Here is a 12,435-nt window from a genome sequence, read left to right on the forward strand (position 1 = left end):
GTCGTTGCTGAAAAAACAGAAACAAAATTCATCCATAATCGGAAGTGGTTAGTCTAGTGATAAGGGTGTAGTTTCATCCAGGAGACGTTTGTTTGGCTCCTCGAAGATATAAGTCCTGACAGAGACTTCTATATTGCAAGATTGACAGCTTCCCGTTTACATATTCATTCTGAATATAATCCAACAAATCATTGGCATGGTTAGGCTTTTGACGTTTTTCCTGAATATAATGGAGAATTAAAACTTCTATATTCACACACTCACCTTACTTGACAAGTATTTTTTTCCATTAACAATATAACATGGGCATTTAAAAAAATATCATTTTTTGAATATTTTAACTATCGACATATTTATACAAATAAAGGAGTGATTCGGAGTAAGCAGTGGAAAATTTTATCGGGAATTGCAAAAAAAGCGATATTGTACCAACTTACTTTTAAATCGGCACAAAAACCCTTGATAATTCAAGGGTTGGATGGTTAATTGAGGTGATGAAACTGATCTTACAAGGAATTCATGCTTGTATCTTTTGTACAGGTATAGGTGATAAGCGCAGTTCTGCGGATTCTCTCTTAATGGAGAATAAATAAGCTGCCAAACCTAAGATGGCTGTAAAGATCAGCATGGCGATCGATGAACTGAAGTCCCCGCCAGACAAGTCACGAAGCCATCCCATGATATAGCTCGAAAAGCCGCCCATGATATTCGTGAATCCAATTAGACCAGCGGCTCGTCCTGCCGTTTCAGGTGTTGAGTATTTTACCATGAGCATATTGCTTAGATGGAACACACCGCCTTGACATCCCATTGCCAGTCCCATACATAGTCCGGCCAAAATAGGATTGGGGATGAAGACAGCTACAGTCAAAAAGACAGCCGTCAATGAAAATAAAATCGTGGCCATCAAACTTGGACGTCTGGTTTTGTCAGCCAGAAAACCGCATGCCAAGACAAATCCTAGAGCGAATAGCCAGGAAAGAGAAGTAATGCTCGACATTCCTTCCTTTTCGAATCCTTTTGCTTCAATGAGATATGTAGGAAGCCAAATGCTGATTCCGAAAAATAAGAAGGAGCATACGAGCATGCCGAACCAAACGATCCAGAAACGATAATCTTGGGCGAAACTCTTCTTGTTCTGGGAGGGGGCGGTTTCTTTCATTTCATCATCCGTTTGGCGAATGAAAGCCAATTCCTCCTTACTTATACGGGGGTGCTCTTCTGGTGTATTCCTCGTCATAAAGATGAACATCGGGATATTTATAAATAAGTTGAAAGCTGCAAGCATAAAGAAAGCTGCTTGCCAGTGGAGTAATGATATCACGAGCACCAAAACTACGGCTCCCATTGCCGGTCCTAAATAGTTTCCGGTAAGCCAAGATGCCTGGGCCCTACCCAATTCGCGTTTATTAAACCAGTTAGAAATGAGCTTTCCGGAAACCGGAATCATCATCCCTTCACCAAAACCAAGAATTATCCTGCTAATTAAAAATATTTCATATGAATTTGCCAGGCCTGAAGTGATCATCGTGAGTGTCCAAACGAATAAACCGGCGATGGCTGTTTTTCGGGCACCTAATTTATCAATGATGAAGCCCCAAAAAAGATTTGAAATTCCATAAGCAATGGTGAATACAAAAGATAGAAGACCGATCTTCGCATTTTTGTCATCGCCTGTCATACCGAGTGCATGCAAGAATTCCGGATCTGTTTGAATGATGGAAATGCCAACTTTATCAATTTGTCCGAAAAACCAAAAGAAAAAAATTGGAACGGCAATATACAACCATCTTTTTTGCCCATTTAACATAATACCATCTCCTTATCGCTTTTTAGCATTCCTTAAAACACTTACATTTGAGAATAAGTGTTTTACGGTTATCCCTGTAGAAAGGTACCAGTTTTGATTTTTCCCGCCTTTCTTTATAATTTTGATAGATAAAAAAGGAACATTAGTGTTTTGTAAGGGAAACAAAGTTTTACTTTCTTAACGATAAATTAAAATAATTTGATTGTCAATTTAATATTTTGACAATTTTATATTTTTAGAATATAAGCGCTTTCAGTCCGAAACCGAACTTTGTTTCATCCTATTGAGTAGATGGAACTCTATCAAGAAAGGACTTAAAATGGAAGTAAATCTAATTCTTTGTGTCCAAAAAACAAATTATTAACAAAATATTAAAAATTCTGACTTGTTGATATTGAATTTAAAATCAGGAAAATCTATAATTCATTTATATTGTTTTGTATATGAAATGCTTAATACGAAAAATTTCGTGATTTGGCAGAGAATCGATGTATTAAAATTATTTATTTGTTTTCACTTGAATGATTGGTTATATTTGGGTTATATAACAACGAGCTTTTCTAACGAAACGTCAATTAAGCTAGGCCTTCCAAATAGTTTTATATATGTAAATATGCTTTAATTGACACATGAACACTATTTATTTTATACATGAAGAGTAAAGGATTGTAAGGTAGAAATGGTAGCCAATTTGCAGTACTTACCGATTCTTTATCAGAATAGGGATGACGCCAGCTCGGCTTTTACTAGCCGTTTTCCGGAATTGGTGAAAGCGTTGATTTTATCTAATGTGACTCGTTGGGCAGCTGTTTTTAACATGAAAGAAAGTAAACGGAAACTTCTGAATTGATTACAATCCATCGAAATGTGATCGGGTGAACTTGCAAAGCGGAGCGCAGTGCGCTACTCGCGCAAAATGTTCCTGTCCAGTTAAGGAAGCGCAAGTGCCTACGTCAGGATATCGGCCATTTAAGTTATCAGCAGGATACAGGTGTGATAAGGAAGCTTAAGAAAACAGGCAACCATTGAAGTATGCATCAAAAACATTCACCAAATGAACTAACAGAAAAAATGTACATATACTGCAAGTTCTTCTTTCTATTGATGAAGAAAGCTTTACTGAATGGGTTATAGTCACGAGAAAATGAGATTTATTCACAACGGGGGGAATACTCGAATGGCAAGCGAAGAAAAAGAGAAAGAGAAATATAGTGCTAATTCATTGGTTAGAGGGTTGGAAATCATTAAGCTCTTTAATGAAGTACAGCCGAGTTTGTCTCTTTCAGAAATAGCAAAACAACTCGGAGTAAGCAGAACAGTACCATATCGTTTATTATTCACATTACAAAATATTGGTTATTTGTCTCAGGATGAACATACCAAACGTTATAGTTTAACTCCTAAAGTTCTTGAACTGGGATTCAGCTATTTGAATAGCTTGAAATTCCAGGAAATTGTACAACCTTATATGGAGAACTTGCGTGATGAAATCGGAGCCTCCTGCCATCTGTCCATTTTGGATGGACAGGAAGTTGTTTATGTTGGAAGTGCCCCTGTCAGAGGTGTATCAGCTGTCAATGTGAACATAGGTTTGCGGCTGCCGGCACATGCTTTGGCCAATGGAAAATTACTTTTGGCATATCAACCGAAAGAAATGCTAATGCAAATGTTCAAAATCTCAAACCTAACTCCTTATACAGACAAAACACTCACTGCGCCTGGTGAATTTCAAAAACAGCTGGAATCGATTCGGCAAAATGGTTATTCGATGACAAGCGGGGAATTCCACCCTGGCATCCGTTCCGTTGCCGCCCCGATTTTTGACAGGACTGGGAAAGTATTGGCTGCCTTGAATGTCGTGGCAACAGAGTCTGCTTACCAGGAGGATTTCATCGATAAAATTGCCTTGCCGAAACTGTTGGAAGTTTCTCGGCAGTTATCCGTTTATATGGGATTTAGCGGGGTTAAGCCTTATCAACACGAAGATGTCTGAATGATGTAAAATCTATTAATAAATGAATAGCCTCTTTCGAAAGTGTGGGTTTCCATTAGGGAATCCACACTTTTTTTTGTTAAGAAAAGCGATTCGTTACAAGTTTATCCCAGAGTCGCTAGCTTTCGGACTATAAAAATAGTTTTAAATATTCTAAAAACTAATTGACAATGAAGCGGTTTCATTTTAGACTTAATTCATAGACAAAACAATGTTTTGCTTATGAAACATAACGTGTTTTAGAAACAACAAATAAGGGAGGAATTTTAAAATGACAAAAGAAGCTTTCTCAGTGAAGGATTTTGAAAAAAAATATGTTGCCCGATTGAAAGACCGTTCGCTTGATTGGGATGTCTTGAAGTTCCAAGAAGAAATCGATCCCGCCTACAGACGTGCACAGATGAGATATATCGGACGTGGTGCGACTGCCAATAACGATACGAATGTAATTGCAGGTGTACATTTCACTTTAAGTACGATGGTGCTTCCTCCGGGATGTATCGGTCCTTTGCACCTTCATGACGATGTTGAAGAAGTGTTTTTCATTCTTGAGGGTGAAGTCACGGCATTAATTCAAGAGGATAGCTACAGTGAAGTGCATGAAATTAAATTAAGTGCGAGAGATTGCATCAGCAGCCCACCAGGAGTTTATCGGGGAATTAGGAATGACGGGGATGTGGAGGCGCGCATGCTCGTGATGCTAGGGGCAGTGAAACCTAACTTACCGACTTATCCTGAAGGCAGTGACCTCGAAGAACTTCGTAAACAACGCGCTAAAGAAAGAGAAGCCATTATTAAAGAGTGATCATTTAGCCGAAAAGGGCACCTGCATTATGAGAATTAATGAGGCGCCCTTTTCGATTAATTGTTAAATATGGCCAATGCAAATTATCTAAGGGCAATCTAAATTATGGGAGGTATAAAAGATGCTTGGGATTACTCATTTACGACATATAAGCATGATAACTCCGAATTTCGACGATCAAGCAGAGTTTTATGAAAAGGTTTGGGGACTGGATAGTGTGGATGTTCCTGAAGAGGAGAATACGGTTTATTTCCGCGGGGCTGGACCGGAACATCATATTTTAAGCCTCCACAAGGGAGAAAAACGTGGTTTGCATCATATAGCTTTTGGCATGGTCGACAAAAACGCGGTGGATCGTGCAGCAGGGATATTACAATCGAAGGGCGTTCGAATTATTGAACCACCTGGATATTTGGATGAAGCAGGTGCCGGTTATGGCCTGCGGTTTATTGATCCGGAAAACCGCGTGATTGAGCTTTCGGCTTGGGTGGAAGTGCAAACGTCTATTTGGAGCAAGAAAAATGTCGATCCGGTGAAATTGAATCATGTTGTAATGAACACGAAGAACTTAGATATGATCGTTGAGTTTTATACGGATGTACTTGGTTTTAAAGTTACTGATTGGAGTGAGCACCAAATGTCATTCCTCCGGTGCAACAGAAAGCATCACTCCATTGCCTTCAATCAAGATGAGCATGCGTCAGTCAATCATATCGCATACGAAGTCGATTCCGTGGATGAATTGATGCGAGGAATAAGCAATGTGCGAAAAGCGGGCTTGTCAGAACTTTGGGGACCTGGACGTCATGGGCCAGGAGACAATATTTTCTGTTATTTTCAAGACCCAGGCGGTTTTGTAATGGAGTATACATGCTATCTGGAAACGATCGAAGATGAATCTGAGTGGAGAGCACGTGTATGGAAACGGGTTCCGCATTTAATGGATCAGTGGGGGATTGCAGGGCCGCCGAAACCTGAAGCCCGCAAAGCAATGGGAGGAGATCCTGATCCAGGCTGGGTTGATTCTCATATAGACGGTTCTGTCATGGCGGAAAAATGAGGAGGATTTCGATTTCCTCCCATGATTCCAGCGCGTAGTTAGCTTCTTGTAGATTAAAGGACAGCGTTTGAGGAAAATGGCTTTGAAAAGGAGTGAAGAAAGTGGATTTAGGACTGCAAGGAAAAGTGGCTGTCATTATGGGCGGCACGTCGGGCGTGGGATTAAAAACAGCAGAAATGTTTTTAGCTGAAGGAGCGAAAGTGGCTATTTGCGGCAGAAGCGCTAAGCGTATGGAAAGTGCACAAAGTCAATTGCTCTCATTTGGTGAAAAGGCAGATATTTTTGCATCAACATGTGATGTCACTTCAAAATCGGATGTGGATTCTTTCATTAATGGTACCGCTGAGAGGTTTGGGGGAATCGATATATTGGTGAATGCAGCCGGTCAAAGCGTGATGGGTCACTTTTTTGACATAACGGATGAGCAGTGGGAAGAACAGATTCAGTTAAAGTTCTTTGCCATCATATATGCCGTTCGTGCTTCACATCCTCATTTAGTGAAAAGGGGAGGAGGGCGGATTATTAATATTAATGCAACGCTTGCTAAAGAACCTGAACGTCATATGGTAGCGACTGCAGCAGCAAGGGCTGGCCTCCTTAATTTAAGCAAAACTTTGTCCCAGGAATTGGCCTTTGACAATATATTGGTGAATTCAGTGAGTCTTGGATTGATCCGGACCGATCAATGGGAGCGAAGAAGATTGAAAAATGCGCCTGATATGGACCCTGAAGAGTATTACGGAGACCTAGCGAAAAAACGGAATATTCCTCTTGGCCGCGTAGGGGAAGCGGAAGAAGTGGCCAGTGTCATTGTTTTCCTTGCTTCAGACAAAGCAAGTTATGTGGCAGGTTCGACGATTGAGACGGCAGGAGCGATTGGAAAGGCCCTATAAATATATTACTAAAAAAGGTAGGATAACGCGATGAAAATACAAGAAGAAATAGAGTTTACGACCGCCGATTCCATCGTAAAGGAGCTTGTTCGAGCAGGAGTGGAAGCTGCTTTCGGGATTGTCAGCATTCACAATATGCCAATCTATGATGCAATTCTTAGAGAAGGGAGCATCAAACTCATTTGTTCACGTGGTGAGAGCGGTGCCGTAAATATGGCTGATGGATATGCACGCGCCACCGGGAAATTGGGTGTAGTGATTACCAGTACTGGCACAGGGGCAGGAAATGCTGCTGGTTCACTAGTGGAAGCTTGGGCAGCTGGTGTCCCCCTTCTTCATCTTACCGGTGAAGTGGCTTCTTCTTATCTTGGTACAGGCAAAGGATACATACATGAGTGTAAAGACCAGCTTTCAATGATGAGCGGAGCTTGTAAAAATGCAGTAAGGCTTAGAAACCCTGACCAAACCGCAGCAGTGGTAAGGAAGGCAATCCAAGAAGCTTTAACTGCACCAACGGGTCCGGTTACATTGGAAATTCCCATTGACTATCAATCGGCGATCATAGAAGATCTTTCACTCGAAGGGCTGCGAACTTCAACCTCTGAAACAAATTCAATGCCATTTATTCCTGAACAAGCCGTACAAAAAATGGTAGGCGCACGCCGTCCTGTAATATGGGCCGGTGGTGGAGTCATCAGTGCCAATGCTTCGCAAGAGCTGCAAAAATTAGCGGAAATCCTTGGTGCAGCGGTTATAACCAGTCAGTCAGGAAAAGGTTCGATTCCAGAAAACCACGAACAATGCATAGGGCATTTTGCGGCATATGAAACAACAAAAGAGTTTTTAAGAAATGCAGATTTATTGATTAGCGTAGGTGTAAGGTTTAGGGGGAATGAAACATCAAACTGGAAAGTGCCGGTGCCGCAAGAACATATAGCGATCGATGCGGATTGGCAGGCCATTAACCGGAATTATAAAGCCACGTTAGGTTTGGTGGGTGATGCAAAGGATATGCTGGGTGCCATCATTCAAAAGATTGAAGAACATTCAGTTCAAGCGGAGCCTTCTTATTTACAAGAAGTTCTTTCGCTTAGAAATGAAGTGCGCGCTCAACTCAGGGAAACGCTTGGACCGTATGAGCAATTTGTAGATGGCATGAGGGAGATATTACCAGACGATACCATTCTAGTCCGTGATGTAACCGTACAGGCAAACGTTTGGGGCAGCCGTTTATTTGAAATCTATGAACCGAGAACATCGATTCATGCATCAGGTGGTGGAATTGGTCAAGGTCTTCCAACAGCAATCGGTGCCCAAATGGGGTGTCAAGATAAAACCGTCGTTCTTATGGCTGGAGATGGTGGTTTTATGGTGAACGTCGGGGAAATGGTTACGGCAGCCGAAGAAAACTTACCAGTTATCATCGTATTGTTCGATGACTCAGGCTATGGGGTTCTTCGCAATATTCAAACAGCCGCATATGGTCGGCAGGTAGCTGTGGATTTATTAAGTCCTGATTTTGTGAAACTGGCTGAGTCCATGCATTTCGATGCAGTGCGTATTGGTTCTGGAGATGAATTCATATCCGAACTGAAAAAGGCTAAGGAAAGACGTAAACCTTCCATGATCGTTGTTGATATGGAAGCTGTGGGGCCAATGGCCAAACCATTTGGCGGACCGCCAGGAGCTGCGGAAGCATTCAAGCCAAAAAAACTATAAGGAGGATTGAGAATGATTTCGACATACCCATTTGTTTCAGGAAAATATCTAGTTAATGGAGAATGGATAGAATTACCGGAAAAAGTCGATGTGGTAAATCCGGCAAATACATTGGAAGTAGTTGGCCAGGTGGCAAAATGCTCTGAAGAAATCGTGAATGACGCGATTGAAGCTGCAGAAAATGCTTTTGAAACGTGGTCTCGCTCTGATATCGGGGAACGGGCTAACCGGATGAAAACTGCGGCTGAAGAACTTTCAAAAGTTATCGAGGAAAATGTTACAGTGTTTGTACGTGAAAATGGCAAAACACTTGTTGAAGCTAAAAAGGATTTACTGCGCTGTGTTGAAGTCATGAAGGGCTGTGCAGCAGAGTTACTTGATTGGTGGAAGCCTGAAGTCCTCCCAGGAAAACAAAAAGTCCAAATCCGAAGAAGGGCAAGAGGTGTCACGGCAATAATCACACCGTGGAATTCTCCGATGATATTAACCTTTAAAAGGGTCATACCTGCTGTTTTGGCAGGCAACGCCGTTGTCTTAAAACCTGCAACGAATTGCCCTTTAACGATCATGACCTGTTTAAAAGTAGTTGCTGAACATTTTCCTCCAGGAGTCATCAATATAGTCTCAGGATCTGGAAAAGCAATCGGCGACACACTATGTTCCGATTCACGCGTACGGACATTGGCGTTTGTCGGAAGTACGGAAACCGGGAAAGCTATCATGCAGAAATCAGCTGGAAATCTGCAAAAAGTATATATGGAACTTGGCGGCAATGATCCTGCCATCATTTTGGAAGATGCCAATATGGATGAAGCGGCTATCAAACGTTTGAGGATGGGGATTTTACGAGCAGCGGGTCAGGTCTGTTCCGCTGTAAAAAGAGTGTACGTCCAAGAATCACGATATGATGAAGTTGTGGAGAAGCTGATCAAAGAGTTTAGCCGGATGGTAATCGGTGATGGCATTCAGCCTGATGTAACCATGGGTCCCTTGAATAATAAAGCACAATATGACTTTGTGAATGGCTTGATCGAACGTACCGCTAAGTCAGGAGGAAAAATAATCACAACCGGCATCCAGCTGAATCCGGAAACTTGGGATAAAGGTTATTATATGCTTCCTTCCATTATTACTGGCGTCGATCAGCAAAGTGAATTGGTTCAGGTGGAACAATTCGGGCCCATCATTCCAATTTTACCTTTCCATGATATTGATGAAGCTGTAAAATTAGCGAATGATAGTGAGTTTGCGCTGCGTGCATCTGTTTGGACCGAGAATGAAGATATCGCTGTCGAAATGGCAGATCGCCTTGAAGCTGGTGCGGTTTTCCATAATAATCATACCGTTTTCAGCGACTTGGCCCTGGATTTCCCTGGCTTAAAAGAAAGCGGTGTTTCGCGGGAAACAAGACATTGCGGGTTGGAATTCTTTGCGGACTCATACGGGTTTGCTGATTGAGGAAGGATGAAACTACATGAAGTTAGGTTTAATCGGGTGCGGTAATATCGGAAAATTTCTGCTTCAGGCCATTAATAACGACGGGCTTCTTCCAGGTGGGAGAATCGTTGCCATTTATGCCCGCCGTGAAGAAATTGCGTCACAACTAGCAGAAGAATTCAGGACACAGACATATGGTGATGTCGACGAACTTCTTAAATCCGATGTAGATTTAGTCATAGAGGCTGCAACGATTGAAGCAGCTGAAGAGTATGCATTGAAAGTGCTTAAAAGCGGGAAGGATCTCTTGCTAAGTAGCATAGGCGTGATGGCGAATTCTGCCTTTGAAGAACAATCGAACCAAATTTGCAAAATGAATAACGTGAATATTCTCCTTCCGTCTGGTGCGATTGGAGGTCTCGATGTACTTAAATCGGCAAAAGCGGTGAATGGCCTTGAATCTGTTTCCATCACCACAAGAAAACCGCCCAACGCATTGCCAGCAGGTACTTCCACGACAGAAGAAACGGTATTATTTGAGGGATCAGCTGCAGAAGCGATCAAACAGTTTCCGAGAAACATTAATGTTGCGATTGTGCTGTCTATGGCTGGTCTTGGGTCTGAAAGGACGAAAGTGAAAATCATTGCCGATCCAAATGTGTTAAAAAACATTCACCTGATCGAAGCGTCAGGTTCGTTCGGGAAACTGAAACTGGAAGTGGAAAATGATCCGATGCCAAATAATCCGAAAACGAGTTATCTAGCGGCATTAAGTGTTTTGGCGACTCTGCAAAATAAGGAAAAGAGCGTTCAAATCGGGTAATGCATTATGATGTAAAGCTTGGAAGGGAGAGAAAAAGTATGCTTAAAACTGAAAAATCCTTAGAAGAAATGTCGAAACAGCAAGTTGTTAACTATTTGAACGAAACGGTTAAACCAGAGGAAGGCGTCATACCTGCATACCTCCTTGGAGATCCAAAGGTTTATGATATAGAACATGAAAAAGTGTTTCTGAAAACATGGGTTTTTATCGGTCATGATTCTGAAGTACCGAACAAAGGAGACTTCATGACCCGTGAACTTGCTGGCTACTCGCTTATCATTACTCGTGATGCTGAAGGGGAAATAAGGGCTTTTTATAATATGTGCACCCATCGCGGAATGAAACTATGCCGTGCAGATAAAGGGAACAAGTCATTATTTACGTGTCCCTACCATGGGTTTAATTTTAAAAACACTGGTGAGCTCGTAGGGGTGCCGTTACAAAAGGACATATACGGGGGCAACCTTGACCGCTCGGAAATGGGCCTTCACAAAGTGAAGCTTGAATCCTATAAAGGTCTATTATTTGGAACTTGGAATGAAGATGCAGAGCCGCTTGAAGAGTTTCTTGGAGACATTAAATGGTATTTGGATATACTTGTAGGTCGTGCAGAAATGGAAGTAATCGGGGTTCCGCAAAGATTCGTTGTTAATTCCAACTGGAAAGTTGGTTCCGATAACTTTGTTGGTGATTCCTATCACACGATGGTCACACACGGATCCATTGCAAAACTGGGCATGGTGCCAAATGCTACCTATTCAAAGCGCGGTTTTCAAATCCATACGGATAACGGGCACGGCCTAAACTTAGGGACACCTAATCCTGACTTCGCTTTCCCGGAAGAATTGAAAGATGAATTTAAAACTAACCTGTCTGAAGAACAATATGGAGTGTTATCAAACTTAAAGAATATGATTGGGAATGTATTCCCCAACTTATCATTTTTAATATCCCATACAAAAATCAAAGACCAATTCATCTCCAACACTTCAATAAGGATGTGGCGGCCAATCGGTCACAATAAAATGGAAGTGATCGCTTGGATGCTCGTGGAAAAGAACGCTTCCCAAGATTGGAAAGATAGATCAAGAGATTCATTTATCTTGACCTTTAGCCCATCCGGCATTTTCGAACAGGATGATACGGAAGTGTTTACGGATATTACTGAAGCAGCCCAAGGCCCAATGCCTTTCCTAAAGAATTTAACCTACAATTATACAATGGGGCTCCATCGTGAACCAGTTGATTTTATAGGACCTGGTGTTGCTTATGATGATAAATTCACTGAAGCGAGCCAACGGAATTTTTACAAGTACTGGCTTGAATTAATGACGAAATGATAAGCGGGAGGGGGAACCGAAATGAATGTGGAGAAAATGTTGCTCAAATGTGAATTTGAACAGTGGCTGTATGATGAAGCTCAATTACTGGATGATATTGAATTTGATGATTGGTTCGATTTAATGCACTCTAGCTTGCGGTATCAAATGCCTGTACGTGTTAATAAAGAAGGGGTGGAACGACCGGATTATTCAACGGACATGTTTACTTTTAATGATGATATTGAGCTGCTGAAACTGCGCGTGGATCGTTTGAAAACGGATTATGCTTGGGCCGAAATACCGCCATCAAGAACACGGCGTTTTGTCTCTAATGTACGCGTTAAAGACTATGTTGAAGGTGAAAAGGCAGTCGTCAAGAGCTATCTGCTCATCTATCGGAGCCGCAGCACGGATATTCAGCATGATTTGATTTCGGGGGAAAGAAATGATGAATTCATTTTCGAAGAAGGTAAATGGAAACTTTCCAAACGGATATTCATTGTTGATCAATCAACGATAAATACCAGAAATCTTGCTATCTTCGTATAATATTGACTTTAATTAAAATAGATA

General features: G+C 41.6%; 12 protein-coding genes. 10 read left to right on the forward strand and 2 right to left on the reverse strand.

The annotated features are described in order from the left end of the window. Positions 1-73: 73 nt before the first annotated feature. Both yppF and ACIQYG_RS19930 read right to left on the reverse strand, forming a co-directional pair. Positions 74-256 (reverse strand): YppF family protein, encoded by a 183-nt coding sequence (yppF, locus tag ACIQYG_RS19925; protein ID WP_055348417.1) that lies wholly within the window; start codon positions 254-256, stop codon positions 74-76. Positions 257-517: 261 nt separating this feature from the next. After that, positions 518-1,810 carry an MFS transporter gene (locus ACIQYG_RS19930; RefSeq protein ID WP_402841441.1) on the reverse strand — a complete coding sequence of 431 codons (1,293 nt, stop codon included), beginning with the start codon at positions 1,808-1,810 and terminating at the stop codon, positions 518-520. Positions 1,811-2,489: 679 nt separating this feature from the next. On the opposite strand from ACIQYG_RS19930, the gene ACIQYG_RS19935 reads away from it, so the two are divergent. The 10 genes from ACIQYG_RS19935 (at position 2,490) to ACIQYG_RS19980 (ending at position 12,411) form a co-directional block, all read left to right on the forward strand. After that, the gene (locus tag ACIQYG_RS19935; protein ID WP_402841444.1) at positions 2,490-2,660 is read left to right on the forward strand and encodes a hypothetical protein; all 171 of its coding nucleotides are present in this window, start codon (positions 2,490-2,492) and stop codon (positions 2,658-2,660) included. Positions 2,661-2,987: 327 nt separating this feature from the next. Then, the gene (locus ACIQYG_RS19940) at positions 2,988-3,803 is read left to right on the forward strand and encodes an IclR family transcriptional regulator (protein WP_402841447.1); all 816 of its coding nucleotides are present in this window, start codon (positions 2,988-2,990) and stop codon (positions 3,801-3,803) included. Positions 3,804-4,074: 271 nt separating this feature from the next. Further along, positions 4,075-4,608, forward strand: a complete 534-nt coding sequence (locus ACIQYG_RS19945; protein WP_402841450.1) for a cupin domain-containing protein — start codon at positions 4,075-4,077, stop codon at positions 4,606-4,608. A gap of 121 nt (positions 4,609-4,729) precedes the next feature. After that, positions 4,730-5,668: a VOC family protein gene (locus tag ACIQYG_RS19950; RefSeq protein WP_402841453.1), complete on the forward strand. Its 939-nt coding sequence runs from the start codon at positions 4,730-4,732 to the stop codon at positions 5,666-5,668. Between the two features lie 101 nt (positions 5,669-5,769). Beyond that, positions 5,770-6,561, forward strand: a complete 792-nt coding sequence (locus ACIQYG_RS19955; RefSeq protein WP_402841455.1) for an SDR family oxidoreductase — start codon at positions 5,770-5,772, stop codon at positions 6,559-6,561. 30 nt (positions 6,562-6,591) lie between these two features. Then, positions 6,592-8,280: a thiamine pyrophosphate-binding protein gene (locus tag ACIQYG_RS19960; RefSeq protein WP_402841458.1), complete on the forward strand. Its 1,689-nt coding sequence runs from the start codon at positions 6,592-6,594 to the stop codon at positions 8,278-8,280. A 12-nt stretch (positions 8,281-8,292) separates the two neighbouring features. Next, complete coding sequence (locus tag ACIQYG_RS19965; RefSeq protein ID WP_402841460.1) at positions 8,293-9,738, forward strand: aldehyde dehydrogenase family protein; 1,446 nt, start codon at positions 8,293-8,295, stop codon at positions 9,736-9,738. Positions 9,739-9,754: 16 nt separating this feature from the next. Further along, positions 9,755-10,540, forward strand: coding sequence for an aspartate dehydrogenase (nadX, locus tag ACIQYG_RS19970; protein WP_402841463.1), 786 nt, complete (start codon positions 9,755-9,757; stop codon positions 10,538-10,540). Between the two features lie 38 nt (positions 10,541-10,578). Next, positions 10,579-11,880, forward strand: a complete 1,302-nt coding sequence (locus ACIQYG_RS19975) for an aromatic ring-hydroxylating oxygenase subunit alpha (protein WP_402841465.1) — start codon at positions 10,579-10,581, stop codon at positions 11,878-11,880. A 21-nt stretch (positions 11,881-11,901) separates the two neighbouring features. Next, positions 11,902-12,411 (forward strand): aromatic-ring-hydroxylating dioxygenase subunit beta, encoded by a 510-nt coding sequence (locus tag ACIQYG_RS19980; protein ID WP_402841468.1) that lies wholly within the window; start codon positions 11,902-11,904, stop codon positions 12,409-12,411. The last annotated feature ends 24 nt before the right edge of the window (positions 12,412-12,435 follow it).

Source organism: Peribacillus sp. NPDC096622 (assembly GCF_044762665.1).
Lineage (GTDB): Bacteria > Bacillota > Bacilli > Bacillales > DSM-1321 > Peribacillus > Peribacillus frigoritolerans_B.